The sequence below is a fragment of the Synechococcus sp. CB0101 genome (assembly GCF_000179235.2).
Lineage (GTDB): Bacteria > Cyanobacteriota > Cyanobacteriia > PCC-6307 > Cyanobiaceae > Vulcanococcus.
In genome coordinates, this window is the sequence record NZ_CP039373.1 from 2,537,180 (window position 1) to 2,550,706 (window position 13,527).

The 13,527-nt window shown below is 67.1% G+C and carries 15 protein-coding genes and 1 tRNA gene; 7 read left to right on the forward strand and 9 right to left on the reverse strand.

The window, feature by feature from the left end; all coding sequences use genetic code 11:
• Nucleotides 1-41: 41 nt before the first annotated feature.
• Nucleotides 42-1,238: a glycosyltransferase gene (locus tag CB0101_RS13750; protein ID WP_043717016.1), complete on the reverse strand. Its 1,197-nt coding sequence runs from the start codon at nt 1,236-1,238 to the stop codon at nt 42-44.
• Nucleotides 1,239-1,354: 116 nt separating this feature from the next.
• Here CB0101_RS13750 and CB0101_RS13755 point away from each other — a divergent pair, with 116 nt between their 5' ends.
• Both CB0101_RS13755 and CB0101_RS13760 read left to right on the forward strand, forming a co-directional pair.
• Nucleotides 1,355-1,597: a hypothetical protein gene (locus CB0101_RS13755; protein ID WP_010304202.1), complete on the forward strand. Its 243-nt coding sequence runs from the start codon at nt 1,355-1,357 to the stop codon at nt 1,595-1,597.
• Nucleotides 1,597-1,797, forward strand: coding sequence for a hypothetical protein (locus CB0101_RS13760; protein ID WP_010304205.1), 201 nt, complete (start codon nt 1,597-1,599; stop codon nt 1,795-1,797). The genes CB0101_RS13755 and CB0101_RS13760 overlap by 1 nt, the downstream gene beginning before the upstream one ends.
• A 92-nt stretch (nt 1,798-1,889) precedes the next feature.
• Here CB0101_RS13760 and CB0101_RS13765 read toward each other — a convergent pair.
• Nucleotides 1,890-1,974: transfer RNA gene (locus tag CB0101_RS13765), tRNA-Ser, on the reverse strand.
• Between the two features lie 36 nt (nt 1,975-2,010).
• Entirely contained in the window at nt 2,011-3,444 is a 1,434-nt protein-coding gene (locus tag CB0101_RS13770) for a ComEC/Rec2 family competence protein (protein WP_010304207.1), read from the reverse strand.
• A 632-nt stretch (nt 3,445-4,076) separates the two neighbouring features.
• Here CB0101_RS13770 and CB0101_RS13775 point away from each other — a divergent pair.
• Nucleotides 4,077-4,745, forward strand: a complete 669-nt coding sequence (locus CB0101_RS13775; RefSeq protein WP_010304209.1) for a LysM domain-containing protein — start codon at nt 4,077-4,079, stop codon at nt 4,743-4,745.
• On the opposite strand, the gene glyQ is transcribed toward CB0101_RS13775, so the two are convergent.
• From glyQ to hisF, 4 genes are all read right to left on the reverse strand, one after another.
• Complete coding sequence (gene glyQ / locus CB0101_RS13780) at nt 4,742-5,611, reverse strand: glycine--tRNA ligase subunit alpha (RefSeq protein ID WP_010304211.1); 870 nt, start codon at nt 5,609-5,611, stop codon at nt 4,742-4,744. The genes CB0101_RS13775 and glyQ overlap by 4 nt on opposite strands.
• A 243-nt stretch (nt 5,612-5,854) precedes the next feature.
• The gene (ubiE, locus tag CB0101_RS13785; RefSeq protein ID WP_010304216.1) at nt 5,855-6,571 is read right to left on the reverse strand and encodes a bifunctional demethylmenaquinone methyltransferase/2-methoxy-6-polyprenyl-1,4-benzoquinol methylase UbiE; all 717 of its coding nucleotides are present in this window, start codon (nt 6,569-6,571) and stop codon (nt 5,855-5,857) included.
• Nucleotides 6,540-6,836 (reverse strand): hypothetical protein, encoded by a 297-nt coding sequence (locus CB0101_RS13790; protein WP_010304217.1) that lies wholly within the window; start codon nt 6,834-6,836, stop codon nt 6,540-6,542. Before CB0101_RS13790 ends, ubiE begins: the two co-directional genes overlap by 32 nt.
• Nucleotides 6,837-6,886: 50 nt before the next feature.
• Nucleotides 6,887-7,660, reverse strand: a complete 774-nt coding sequence (hisF, locus tag CB0101_RS13795) for an imidazole glycerol phosphate synthase subunit HisF (RefSeq protein WP_010304220.1) — start codon at nt 7,658-7,660, stop codon at nt 6,887-6,889.
• 79 nt (nt 7,661-7,739) lie between these two features.
• On the opposite strand from hisF, the gene CB0101_RS13800 reads away from it, so the two are divergent.
• From CB0101_RS13800 to CB0101_RS13810, 3 genes are read left to right on the forward strand one after another with little or no spacing between them, the layout of a single operon-like run.
• Complete coding sequence (locus tag CB0101_RS13800) at nt 7,740-7,952, forward strand: DUF2862 domain-containing protein (RefSeq protein WP_010304223.1); 213 nt, start codon at nt 7,740-7,742, stop codon at nt 7,950-7,952.
• A gap of 13 nt (nt 7,953-7,965) precedes the next feature.
• Nucleotides 7,966-8,973 carry a chlorophyll synthase ChlG gene (chlG, locus tag CB0101_RS13805; protein WP_010304225.1) on the forward strand — a complete coding sequence of 336 codons (1,008 nt, stop codon included), beginning with the start codon at nt 7,966-7,968 and terminating at the stop codon, nt 8,971-8,973.
• Complete coding sequence (locus CB0101_RS13810) at nt 8,970-11,039, forward strand: transglycosylase domain-containing protein (protein WP_010304228.1); 2,070 nt, start codon at nt 8,970-8,972, stop codon at nt 11,037-11,039. The genes chlG and CB0101_RS13810 overlap by 4 nt, the downstream gene beginning before the upstream one ends.
• Nucleotides 11,040-11,049: 10 nt before the next feature.
• On the opposite strand, the gene CB0101_RS13815 is transcribed toward CB0101_RS13810, so the two are convergent.
• Together CB0101_RS13815 and CB0101_RS13820 are read right to left on the reverse strand one after the other, a co-directional pair.
• A complete protein-coding gene (locus CB0101_RS13815) occupies nt 11,050-12,414 on the reverse strand; it encodes a 16S rRNA (cytosine(967)-C(5))-methyltransferase (RefSeq protein ID WP_010304237.1) in 1,365 nt (454 codons plus the stop codon).
• On the reverse strand, nt 12,411-12,767 hold the full coding sequence (locus CB0101_RS13820; RefSeq protein ID WP_010304238.1) for an MGMT family protein: 357 nt from the start codon (nt 12,765-12,767) through the stop codon (nt 12,411-12,413). Before CB0101_RS13820 ends, CB0101_RS13815 begins: the two co-directional genes overlap by 4 nt.
• A 62-nt stretch (nt 12,768-12,829) precedes the next feature.
• Between CB0101_RS13820 and trmH the strand changes: the two genes are divergently transcribed.
• Nucleotides 12,830-13,525, forward strand: coding sequence for a tRNA (guanosine(18)-2'-O)-methyltransferase TrmH (trmH, locus tag CB0101_RS13825; RefSeq protein WP_010304239.1), 696 nt, complete (start codon nt 12,830-12,832; stop codon nt 13,523-13,525).
• Nucleotides 13,526-13,527: the final 2 nt, after the last annotated feature.

Below are 13,527 nucleotides of genomic sequence, written 5' to 3' on the forward strand. Positions count from 1 at the left end.
AAAGAAGTGCGCCGCTCCGCAGGCCCGCAAGCGGCGGTCACTCACCCCAGAGGCACAGACATGGCGCGGCCGCGCTGGGCGAGCTGGCGCTGATGCCGGCTCCACACCTGCTCAATCAGCGCCTGGGAGCGCTGGCGGAAACGCTGGGGGCTGAAGCGCTCGGCCCACTGGCGCAGGGAATCCGCCGGCAGCTGGGTCCAAAGCCTGTTGGCCTCGAAATGCTCCAGCGCTGCCACCAACGAAGGCACTACATGCTGCGGGAACAGCAACCCGGTGGGCTGATCACAACCGCTGCTGAGGCAGCGCACGCTGTCGAGCAGGCCGCCCTGGCCCAACCCGATCACCGGCGCTCCCGAGGCCATCGCCTCCACCGGTGCAATCCCGAAATCCTCCAGCCCGGCATACACGTAGGCGCGGCAGGAGGCGAGCCAATCGTTCACCTGCTCCTGGGGCAAGCGGCCGAGCAGCCGCACATTGGGGCCCGCCATCGCCTCCAGACGCTGCCGCTCCGGACCATCGCCAATCACCACCAGCGGCAATCCCGTGGCGTTGAACGCCTGCACCACCAGATCCACCCGCTTGTAGGGCACCAACCGGCACAAACAGAGATACACATCGCTGCGGGGCTGATCCCAGCGGAAGCGCTCCACGGCCACCGGCGGATGCACCACGGTGGAGGAGCGCCCCCAATAGCGGCGAATGCGGGCCGCGGTGAAACGGGAGTTGGCGATCAGGGCATCGGGCCGCTGGGCGCTGAGCACATCCCACTGGCGCAGGCGATGCAGCTGCCAGCGAATCAAGGGAGACAGCCCCCGCCGCGCCAAAGCCGATTGGCGCAGGTAGGAGTGCATCTGGTCCCAGGCGTAGCGCACGGGGGTATGCACGTAGCTCAGATGGCATTGATCCGGGCTGGTGAGCACCCCTTTGGCCACCAGATGGCTGCTGCTGATCACCAAGGGATAGGGGGCCAGATCGAGCTGCTCGATCGCCAGAGGCAGCAACGGCAGGTATTGCTGCACATGGCTCACGCCCCAGGGCAGGTGCTGCACAAACGAGGTGTGGATCGAGCGGCCTGCGAGCCAGCTCTCGGGGCGGGCGCTCTCGCCATCCACCAGGGCCGCCAGCTGGGGCTGCTCGAGGAGGGCATCGAACTGCTGCACCACCAACTCCGCCCCTCCCACTGAGCGGGGGGTAAACCACTCGTGCACGAGCGCGGCGGGGCCAGGGAGAGATGCCATCGCGGCCAAGCTAAGGCCGCAAAGTTGAAGAAGGATTGCTCAGCAGATCACAAAAACTGTCAGCTGATTGCGTCTGGAGCGGCAGATCTCGATGCTGACGCCAGAGCCCCTTTGCCATGGCAATCCACGAGCTCCTGGAAGACGCCCTCGACGAACCCTGCATCGGGACCACCCAGCGCTTTGTCTGGCACGCCACGCCGGTGGGCATTGCAGCGCTGTGGACCGATGGCCACCCCCCGACACCTCCCCCGTTCGACAACGCTCTAGAGGAAGGCCTGCAGGTGGGCCTCGACCTCAGCCGTGAGGAGCGAGAATTTCACCAAGTGAGCCGCGGCCTGGTGCTGTTATTCCACAGCTGATGTCGCACCCCCTCTGGATGCTGGTTCCCTGGGCGGTGTTTGCCCTCGCTGCTGGGCTGAAGTTCTGGCGACTCACCCGTGTGTTTCGCCAACACATGGCCAAAGCCCAAACCAATCCGGAGCGCTTCAGACAGTCACTGGAGCGAATCTGGCAACAGGATCAACAGGCGGCGTCATCGAGCAATCTCCGAGGCGAATAGCTGAAGGGACGCGAATACACCCCCCAATCACAACAATCCCACCGCCGTAGGGGACGGGGGATTGGGGGGACCTTCGCGGGACCGTCTGAATACGGAGAGGGTGGGATTCGAACCCACGGAAGGTTGCCCTTCAAACGATTTCGAGTCGTTCGCTTTCGACCACTCAGCCACCTCTCCAGGCGACCGGTGCAGTGTAGAGACCGGGGTGCCGGCTCACGCTTGGCGCCAACCGCTGGCGGAACCGGCAGCGGGCCACCACAACCGCCCCGGCGGCAACGGGGGCAAGGCGGCCTGCTCAGCCGGGCGCGGCCGAAACCCGAGCCACAGGCCATCCACCGCCAGACCGGGCTGCTCACGCCAGCTCCACCAGGCCTGGCGATCGGGCAGCAACCCCCAGCGCCAGCGGCCGGCCGCCAGCAGCAAGGCCTGACTGGTGTCTGACACCGCCTCCACCGTCAGCCCGGCGCTCTGCAACCGCTGGCCCTGGGCCAAGGGCGGACTGCCGTTCTGACCAGCCAACAGGGTGGGCGTCAGCGCCGCCCAACAGGCAGGGAGTTCCGGCGGCAGCGCATCGAGCGAGAGCACCCAATCGAACCGCTGCACCCCCAGCCCCTGGGCCAGCTGCGCGCCGCGAGTGCAGCTGAGGCCATCAGCGCGGCGGCTGATCAAGGCAGCCCGTCCGCCGTGGCGTGCCAACAACCACTGGCGGCTGCCGTCTTCCACCAGCAGCAGCTGATCAGCACGAAGCAGTTGGAACTGCGCTGCCGCCACACACCCCAGCAAGAGGGCGGCCCACAAGCGCCAGCGGCGGAGCTGAGGCACCAACCAGGGCAATAGGGCCAGCGCCGAGGCCAGCGCCAGCCAGGGCGAGAGGCGGCCCAGCTGACACTGCGCCAACGGCAACGCCGCCAGCTGGCGCACCAGCCACACCAGCACGTGCGCCACCGGCACCAGGAGCCAACCCAGGGCCGACATCAACGGCGGGCAGAGCACCGCCAGGGCCGCCATCACCATCGCCCCCAGGGTGAGCGGCGTGAGCAGTGGCCCCACCAGCAGGTTGGCGGGCACGGCGTAGAGGGGCAGCGCACCGAAATGGAGCAGCTGCAGCGGGATCGTCCACAGCGAAGCCGCCACCGGCACCGCCACAGCAGCGGCCGCCCAGGTGGGGGCATAGCGCCGCAACTGCTGCTCCAGGGGACGGGCCGTGAGGATCAAGCCCGCCGTGGCAGCGGCACTGAGCTGAAACCCGACATCGAGCAACCAGGCCGGCCGCCACACCAGCATCACGAGCAAGCACAGCAGCAACACCGAAAGGGGACGACTGCGCCGGCCGCACTCCTGCAGCCCGAACGCCACCGCCCCCATCAACACAGCCCGCACCACCGAGGGCTGCGCACCGGCCAGCAGCAGAAAGCTCCCCATCGCGCCGAGGGCCAAGGCCCAACGCAGGGCCGCCGGCAACGGCCGGGCGATCACCAGCACCGCACCGAGCAACACGCTCAGATGAAATCCACTCGCCGCCAACGCATGGGACAACCCAGCCGCCCGGAACGCCTCCCGCACCTCCTGCGGCAAGGGGCTCACGGCACTGCCAAGCACCAGGGCGGCGAGCACCCCACCGGCCTGCTCGCCGCCGGCCTGGCGCAACGCCGCCCCGATTTGGCGCCTGAAGGTCGGCGATGGGGGTCGGCGCCCGCTGCACCAGCTGCCACTGCTGCACGTCCAAGGCCGTCCAGGCCTCGCGGCGCTGGAGGCGCTCAGCTGAACCGGAGAGCAGGGGGTGGGGCGCTGGCGGCAACTTGCGCAGCGTGCCATCGATCTGCAATCGCCAGCCCTGACGCGCCGATGGGCAGCGGCTGAACTGCAGCTCGCTGCGGCCGCCAGGCACCTGGGCCAGAGCCCGGCAGCGCTGCCCGGTGGGATCGGGCCGGGGATCTTCCAGCAGCTGCGCGGTGACCGCAACCGGCGCACGCGCCGCACCCGCGAGGCGATGCACCGGGTCGGAGGAAGCCGGGTGGGGCTGGCCGAGCACACCTCGCCCGCAACTCAGCGGCAGCACCAGCAGCAAGAGCGCCAGCAGGCGCGGCCGGCGCCTCAGCCCAAGCACCAGCGCCATGAGCATCACCACGAGCAAGCCGAGCTTGAGCGGCCCGCCCAGGGGCAACACCCCAATGGCCAACGCCAGCAACAGAACGCCCAGACCCACGGCACCCATGGCCTGATCCGCAACAGCACTACAGGGAGTGTTCCCTTAAGGTTCCGCCGAGATCCCTGTGGTCATGCGGCGACGGCAGCGTTTTCTGGCAGTGGCCTGCACTCTGGTGGTGATCGCTGCAGGGCCCACGTGGGGCCAGTCGCGCACGATCACAGTGGTGGAAGGCGACACGCTCGAGGAGCTGGCCCAGCGCTACCGCGTGGATCTGCAGGCCCTGATCGAGCTCAACGGCATCCGCGACCCCACGCTGCTGCAAGTGGGTGAGGTGCTGAAACTGCCCGGACAGCCCACCCGGAAGAGCGGCAACAACAGCCCAACCGGCGCGATGGCCCCACCTCCACCGGAGGGAAGCAGCGCCGAGGCGTCAGCCGCGTTGCTGCTCAGCCCAGCCGAACGCCGCGATCGCGCCGAACTCGAGTGGCGGGAGCAATCGGGGCAAGCCCGCTGGAAATGGTTCAACAACACGGCCGTGGATTGGTCGGGCTGGAAGCTGCACCCCGGCGGGGTGCGCATCACCCTGGTGAAGCCCTCGATCAGCGACCTCGGCCTGCGCGGCTCAGCCGCCACCGCTGTGGCCGTGCAGTGCACAAGCCTGCGGCAGAACTGGCGGATCGATGGCACCTGGCAGGGCTGGGACACCCCAGTGCCAGGCAGCGTGGGCCAGCGGATCGTGCTCGATCTATGCAGCAACACCCTCGATGGCCCCGCCGTGCCGGTACCACCGGCGCCTTAGCGCTCGAGCAGCGGGAAGCCCAGCGCTTCCCGCTCCGCCAACCAGGCTTCCGCCACCTGCCGCGCCAGGTTTCGGATGCGGCCGATCGTGGCGGTGCGCTCGGTCACCGAGATCACGCCGCGGGCCTCCAGCAGGTTGAAGGTGTGGCTGCACTTGAGCACAAAATCCAGGGCGGGAGCGGGTAGCTGCTTGGCCACCAGATCAGCGGCTTCCGCCTCATAGATCGCGAACAGCTGCTTGAGGCGCTCGGGATTGGACGCCTCGAAGTTGTAAGTGCACTGGCCCTTCTCAAACGGCAGCCAGATATCGCCGTAGGAGCGCTTGCCATCCCAAGAGAGATCCCAAATGCTCTCCACGTCTTGGAGATACATGGCCAGGCGCTCGAGGCCGTAGGTGATCTCGATCGACACCGGGCGGCAGTCGATGCCGCCGCACTGCTGGAAGTAGGTGAACTGGGTGACTTCCATGCCATCGAGCCACACCTCCCAGCCCACACCCCAGGCACCAAGGGTTGGGGATTCCCAGTTGTCTTCCACGAAGCGAATGTCGTGGTCGGCGGCCTTGATGCCCAGGGCTTCCAGTGAGGCCAGGTAGGTCTCCTGGATGCCATCGGGGCTGGGCTTGATCAGCACCTGGTACTGGAAGTAATGCTGCGCCCGGTTGGGGTTATCGCCATAGCGGCCGTCGGTGGGGCGCCGGCAGGGTTCGGGGTAGGCCACCGCCCACGGCTCGGGGCCAATCGCCCGGAGCACCGTGTGGGGGCTCATCGTGCCGGCGCCCTTCTCGGTGTCGTAGGGCTGCAGGATCAAACAGCCCCGCTCGGCCCAGAAGCAGTTGAGGGTGCTGATGATGTCCTGGAAATGCACGATCTGCTCCTGATGAGGCCGGCGCGGGCACGCACGGCCACCGATTCTGCCCAGTGGCGGAACAGAGCCCGTACAACCACCTACTGACGCACCCGCAGCGCAGATCCACGCTGAAAGCACTCGCCGCTCTCAGATGGGACCCGACCTCGGACTCAGCATCTTCCTGCCTGCCCTGCTGATCAGTGCCATCACTGTGATGCTGTCGGCGAAGGAAGAGCGAGCTCTGCAGCAACAGCAGCGCGCTCAGGCCACCAACTGCAACAACCCCATCTGGCCGCCAGCCAACAAGCGATGACGGGCGCGGCTGAACCCCGCCTCCAGGGCCAGCGCCTCCTGCTCCGCTCCCGTGGGGAAGCGCTCAAGACTGCGTTCGAGGTAGGCGTATTGCTCCTCCAACCCTGCCTTACGGGCTAGCGGCACCACCAAGCGGCGCAAATACAACCGCTGGAAGGCAGCCGTAGCGCCTTGGGACTCAGCCGGCCGGTTGAAGTCCAGCACCGCCGCACGCCCACCGGAGCGGAGCAAGCGCCGCAGCTCCTGCAGTCCTGCGGCCGGATCCGGCAGGTTGCGCAGCCCGTAAGCCATCACTGCGCCATCCGCGGAAGCATCGGCCAAACCCGTAGCGGCCGCGTCGCCCTGGCGAAACTCCAACGGCAGCCAGGGCTGGGCTCGGGCCCGCTGCCGAGCCCGCTCGAGCGGCGCCGCGGCCGAATCGATCCCCAACACCAGCCCGGCGGGGCGCACCTTCTCCGCCAACACCAGCGCCAGATCGCCGGTACCGCAGCAGAGATCAAGCAGACACTGACCCGGCTGCGGCTCGAGCCAAGCAATGGCCTGACGTTTCCAAAGGCGATGCAGGCCCAGGCTCAGCAGATCGTTGAGCCGGTCGTAGGCGGGGGCAATGCGATCAAACAGATCGCGAACCTGCTCAGGATCGCCGGGTTGAATCGAAGCTGGCATCCCAGGGCAGGGAGATCGCATCGAGACTGACACCCCCTGCCTCGAGCTGGGCCTCCACGCGATCGGCCGTGGTGAAACTCATCACCATCACGGCCGCCAGCCCTACCGCCGCCGAGCAGACCATGCAGCCGGCGAGCATCAACGAAAACTCTTTGCGATCAGCCGCGGCCTGCATCAGCTGAAGCGCCCAGGCCACCATCGCCACCACGGCCAGCACAAGCACCACGGCCAACGCTGTGGAGTGGGTCTGGACCAGGGCGCTCACGAACAGGCAACGACTCGAATCTGAGACGAATGTAACGGCGCGTAACAGGCCTACGCGAGAGGGCGGATGTTGAAACCACGACCGAGCAGCTCCTGCTTGATCTGCTCCACCGTGAGCACGCCGTCATGCAGCAGCGACGCCAGCAGAGCCGCCGAGGCATGGCCGCCCTGGGCCCCGGCATCCAGGGCCTCCGCGATGTGATCGATGCAGCCCGCGCCCCCACTGGCGATCACCGGCACCTCCACGGCATCGGCCACGGCACGGGTGAGGTTGAGCTCGTACCCCGCCTGGGTGCCATCGCCATCCATGGAGGTGAGCAGGATTTCGCCCGCCCCAAGAGCCACCACCTTGCGGGCCCACTCCACCGCATCCAAGCCGGTGTTTTCGCGGCCTCCTTTCACATACACGTCCCAGCCGCCTTCGCGGCGGCGGGCATCGATGGCCACCACGATGCACTGGCAGCCGAAGCGCTCAGCGCCGCGGGCCACCAACTCCGGATCGCGCACCGCCGACGAGTTGAGGCTCACCTTGTCGGCTCCAGCTCGGAGCAGCTCCGTGATGCCCTCCACCGTGCTGATGCCGCCGCCCACGGTGAACGGGATCGTCACCGCTTCGGCCGTGCGCCTGACCAGATCCACCAAGGTGGCGCGGCCCTGGTGAGAAGCGGCGATGTCGAGAAACACCAGCTCATCGGCCCCGGAGGCGCTGTACCGACAAGCCAGCTCCACGGGATCACCGGCATCGCGCAGGCCCACAAAGTTCACCCCCTTCACCACCCGCCCATCGGCCACGTCGAGGCAGGGAATGATCCGTTTGGCGACCATGGCGTGAGGGGAACGGCTGACGGCCGAAGAGCCGCGGGACAGGGGGCTAATCTGGCGCCACTTTTGCGTCGCGCCGGACATGTCCCAGGCTGCCATCACCGTCGGCTCGAAGGTGCGTGTCACCCGGGTGCGCGACCGCATCCCCGCCGATCTCGTGGCCGCCCTCCAGGCCGACGCCACCGGCACCGTGAAGGACTTCAAAGTGACCGACGGCAAGGGCATCGGCGTGGTGGTGGAGCTGGCCAACGGAACCACCACCTGGTTCTTCGACGACGAGATCACCGCTGCCTGATCCGTCAGCCCCTGTGAGCGAACCCACGAGCGACACCACCACCAACTCCCCCAACCCCACCGCCAGCAGCGGAGCCGGGGCACGGCAGCTGCTGGGGATGAAAGGTGCCAGCGGCACCTCCAACATCTGGAAGATCCGGCTCCAGCTGATGAAGCCGGTGACCTGGATCCCTTTGATCTGGGGCGTGCTCTGCGGCGCTGCTGCCTCGGGCAACTTCCACTGGACCCTGCCTGAGGTGGGTGCTTCGATCGCCTGCATGCTGATGAGCGGCCCACTGCTGGCCGGCTACACGCAGACGATCAACGACTACTACGACCGCGAGATCGACGCGATCAACGAGCCTTATCGGCCAATTCCCTCTGGCGCGATTCCCCTTTGGCAGGTGAAAGCGCAGATCTGGGTGTTGCTGCTCGCCGGCTTGGGTGTGGCCTACGGACTCGACCTCTGGGCCGGCCACAGCACCCCGGTGCTGTTCCTGCTGGCGCTGGGTGGCTCCTTTGTGAGCTTCATCTACTCCGCCCCGCCGCTGAAGCTCAAGCAAAACGGCTGGCTGGGCAACTACGCCCTGGGCGCGAGCTACATCGCTCTGCCGTGGTGGGCTGGTCAAGCCCTGTTTGGTCACCTCACCTGGACCACCGCCTTTTTGACCCTGGCTTATTCACTGGCAGGCCTCGGGATCGCCGTGGTGAACGACTTCAAGAGCGTGGAAGGCGATCGAGCTCTGGGCCTGCAATCTCTGCCTGTGGCCTTCGGCATTGAGAAGGCGAGCTGGATCAGCGCCGGCATGATCGATGTGTTCCAACTGGCGATGGTGGCTGTGCTGATCGCCATCGGCCAGCATTTCGCTGCGGTGCTGCTGGTGCTGTTGATCATTCCGCAGATCACCTTCCAGGACATCTGGCTGCTGCGCGATCCCGTGGCATTCGATGTGAAATATCAAGCGAGCGCTCAGCCGTTTCTGGTGCTCGGCATGTTGGTGACCGCTCTGGCGATCGGCCATAGCGAGCTGGTGGTGATGTGACGGCCAAGCGCCGCCGCCCTTTACTGCGCGCCGGCCTGATCGGGGCTGGGGCCGGTGTGACTGTTGCCCTGGGGCAGAACCTGCTGGTTCAGGGCGTGGATTCACTTCTGCCCAATGTGCAGCGGGTGAGCAGCTACAACCGCCCGGGCACGGTCACCGTGTTGTCGGCGGATGGGCAGGTGATCCAGAAGCTGGGGCCTGCCACGCGCGAGAAGCTGGTGAGCGGGCAGATGCCGCTGCTGGTGCAGCGCGCCTTCATCGCCGCGGAGGATCGCCGCTTCTACGAGCACAACGGCATCGATCCAGTGGGCATCGGCCGTGCCCTGATGCGCAACGTGAGCCGGGGGTCGGTGGAGGAGGGCGCCAGCACGATCACCCAGCAGCTGGCGCGCACGGTGTTCCTGAGCCAGGACCGCACGATTATTCGCAAGCTCAAAGAAGCACTGCTAGCCGGGAAACTCGAACGCCAGCTCAGCAAGCAGCAGATCCTCGAGCAATACCTCAACTACGTGTATCTGGGCTCGAGCGCCTATGGCGTGTCGGATGCCGCCTGGATCTACTTCTCCAAAACACCGGCTGAACTCACACTGCCTGAGGCTGCCCTGATCGCTGGCTTGCCTCCTGCCCCATCGGTGTATTCACCGCTGGTGAATCCCGACCTCGCCCTGCAACGACGAGCCACGGTGCTGCGGCGGATGCGTGAAGCCGGCTTCATCGATGATCTGCAGCTGCAAACCGCCAATGCCGCGCCACTGCTGCTCAAACCAGCCGAACCGAAGTATTGGACCAGCCGGGCGCCCTATTTCACCAGCTGGGTGGCGCAGGAACTGCCCAAGGTGCTCAGCCCGGAAGATCTGGAAGTGGGCGGACTCACGATCCGCAGCAGCTTGAATCTCACCTGGCAGGAACGAGCCCAGGCCACGATCAACAAGCACGCCCCTGGCGCCATGGAAGGCGCGGTGGTGTCGATGGAACCGGGCACCGGCCTGGTGCGCACGATGGTGGGCGGCAAGGATTTCGATAAGAGCCAGTTCAACCGGGCAGCCCAAGCGCTGCGCTCACCGGGTTCCACCTTCAAGTTGTTTGTGTATCTCACCGCCCTCAAGGAGGGGATGAAGCCCGAAGACAAGGTGAACGACAAACAGCAGTGCTTCGGCGGCTACTGCCCCCGCAACTTCGGCAATAAATACCGGGGCGTGGTGCCGATGTGGGTGGCACTGCAGCAATCGCTCAACACCGTCTCGGTGAGCCTGCTGAAGCAATTGGGCTTCGACAAGGTGATCGCCACCACCAAGAGCCTGGGTATCACCCGCGAGCTTGGCCGCTTCTATCCACTGGCCGTGGGTGCCACCGAGCAAACCGTGCTCGACATGACCGCCGCCTATGCCGCCATCTTCAACCGAGGCGTGTACGTGACCCCCACGCCGTTTGAAGAAATCCTGGGCCCCAACGGCGAGCTGCTCTGGAGCCGCCGCGTCGATGGCGACCGGGGCCGCCGCGCCGTGCCGAGCGACATCGCCGACGCCATGCTTTGGATGCTGCAGCAGGTGGTGAAAGGCGGCACCGGCTACGGCGCCGTGCCCCCCAATCGCCCAGCTGCCGGCAAAACCGGCACCTCCGAAGGCGGCCGCGATCTCTGGTTCATCGGTGGCGTTCCCCAACTGGTGACCGGCCTCTGGCTCGGCTACGACAACAACAAAGAGACCAAGAGCACCAGCGCCGTGGCTGTGGTGGCCTGGGCCGACTACATGGGCCCAATCCTCAAGGATCTACCGGTGCGGCCCTTCCCGCCCAAGCCCCAGCTGGCCGGCAAATTCGATCCGCTCAAGGCGCTCAAACCCAAGCCCAAACCGGAAGCGGCTACGCCGGTGCCCAAGCCGGCTGAGGAACGCAACCCAACCACCACCGAACCCGCACCGCTGGAAACGGTGATACCGGAGGGCACCCCCAGCGAACCCAAACCACCTGCCAACGCCGCTCCGGCTGCTCCCGTGGTTGCACCACCAGCACCACCGCCGCCGCTCCCTCCCGCAGGGCAACCGGCAGCACCTCCGCCCTTGCCCTGAAGGGGTTCGCTCAGCCCTGATGCTCAAGCACGGCGGCATAAAAACCGTCGCCAGCGCCGGCCAACTCTCCCGGCCACAGCTGCCAGCTCTGCTGCACCTGCAAGGCGGGGTGATCGGCCACAAACGCGTCGATCAAGGCGCTGTTTTCGCTGGGGTGCACGGTGCAGGTGGCGTACACCATGCGGCCCTTGGGCTTGAGCAGCGGCAAGAGCCCTTCAAGCAGCTGGCGTTGCAGCACCACCAGCTCGCCGATCGCCGCTGGATCGATCCGCCAGCGGGCATCGGCGTGGCGGGCCAAGGTGCCGAGGCCTGAGCAGGGGGCATCCACCAGGATGCGATCGAAACTGCCCTGCAGCTCGGGCTGCTCCTGGGCCAGGGCGGTGGCATCCCCGTGCTGCACCGCAATGCTGCGCAGACCGAGCCGTTCAGCGTTGCGGCTCACCCGCCGCAACCGGGCCTCGCCACGATCCAGCGCCAGCACCATCCCCTGATCCCCCATCCATTCCGCGAGGTGGGTGCTCTTGCCGCCGGGGGCCGCGCAGGCATCCAGGATGCGCTCACCGGGCTGCGGATCCAACAGCGGTGCAATGCGCTGGGCCGCGCGGTCTTGCACGCACCAATGTCCTTCCCCAAAACCCGGCAGGCGGCTGAGGTCACCACTGCGCCCCTGCAGGGTGATCCCTGCAGGCAGTCCCTCAATTGGTAGGGCCTCCACGCCAGCTGCCGCCAGAGCCGCGCACACCTCTGCCGGTGTGCTCCGCAGGCGATTCACCCGCAGATCCAGGCTGGGCGGGGTGTTGCAGGCCAAGCCAAACGCTTCGGCCCGTTCGGGCGGCACCCACCCCAGCAGCTCGGCCGCCAACCAGGGCGGCAACGACTGGCGAACCCCTAGAGCGGTGGCCGGATCCCCCGCTTGCTCGGGGGTGAGCGGAAGGGTGTCGCCCGCCTCGCGGCGGCGCAAAAAAGCGCGGAGCATTCCATTGGCCACCGGTGCCAGGCGAGCCAGGCCGCCCCGCTTGGCCAACTCCACCGTGGTGCTCACCGCCGCCGATGGCGGCACCCGATCGCTGGCCAGCAGTTGATACAGGCCAATGTGCAGCAGCCAGCGCAGCTTGGGCGGCTGGCGCTCAGCGGGCACCTTGCCCAGCTGATCGAGCCAGGCATCCAAAAGGCGCCGCTGCCGAATCGCGCCATAGGCCAACTCCGTGGCCAAGCCTCGATCGGCCGGCGACAGGGATGTGCGCCCCAGCTCCCGCTCCAGGGCTCCATCGGCATAAGCCCCTGCCGCCACCGCTTGCAGCACCTGCCAGGCCAACCGCCGCGGCGCCAGGCCCTTGGGTTCAGCAGCCGATGCAGCGGCAGGCGTTGAGCTCAACAGGGCAGCGCGTCAGACGTTGCTACACAACTAGCGCCCGGCGGGAGCCAGCGATAACGGCTCAGCGGCAGCCGCCCCTGCTCATCCACCGGGATGCCCTCAGCGAGCAAGAGCTCGCGCTGCATCCAGTCGGAGCCCTCGCGGCTGAGGCTCATGCTGATGCGCCCCTGGGCATTCACCACCCGGTGCCACGGCACCTCGGAAGGCAGCACCAGGCGCCGCAGGGCCCAGCCCACCTGGCGCGCACAGCCATAGGCACCGATGAACTCCCCGATCTGGCCATAGGTGGCGAGCTGACCCGGCGGGATCTGGGCCACCACCTGCTGCACGCGCTCGTCGAAGGTTGGCTCCACAGGACAACGCTATCGGGGCTGGCCGGCGATCCAGGACGATGGAGGCAAGCCCGCCAGCACCGATGCCCCTGCTGCCCCGCCGCTTCGAGCGCCTCCAGGCCGTGCTCAACCGCCGCATGGGCGATCTCACCGTGGTGCTGGAAGCAGTGGATAAACCCCACAACCTCTCAGCGATCCTGCGCACCTGCGACGCCGTGGGCGTGCTGGAGGCCCATGTGGTGAGCCTTCCCGGGCGGCCGCGCACCTTCAACAAAACCGCCAAGGGCAGCCAGAAGTGGGTGCCGCTGCATCCCCACCCCAGCATCGAAACCTGCCTGAACGGCCTGAAGGAGAAGGGGTTCCGCATCTACGGCACCCACCTGAGCGTGGATGCCCGCGACTACCGCGACTGCGACTTCACCGGCCCCAGCTGCTTCCTGATGGGGGCCGAGAAATGGGGGATGAGCGATGAAGCGCTGGCGATGGTGGATCAACCGCTGTTCATCCCAATGACCGGCATGGTGCAGAGCCTCAACGTGAGCGTGGCCGCCGCCACCTTGCTGTTTGAAGCGCTGCGCCAGCGGGAGCGCGCTGGCCTGGTGCCCAGCCAGGGGGAAGGCGTACCGGGCGGCGCGGAGGCCTATCGCCAGCTGCTGTTCGAGTGGGCCTACCCGCAGGTGGCCGATTGGTGCCGCCGCCAGGGCCGCCCCTATCCACCACTCACCGAGGAAGGCGAAATCGCCGAGCAGCTGCCCCGCACGTTGAAGCTGCGCTACTAAAC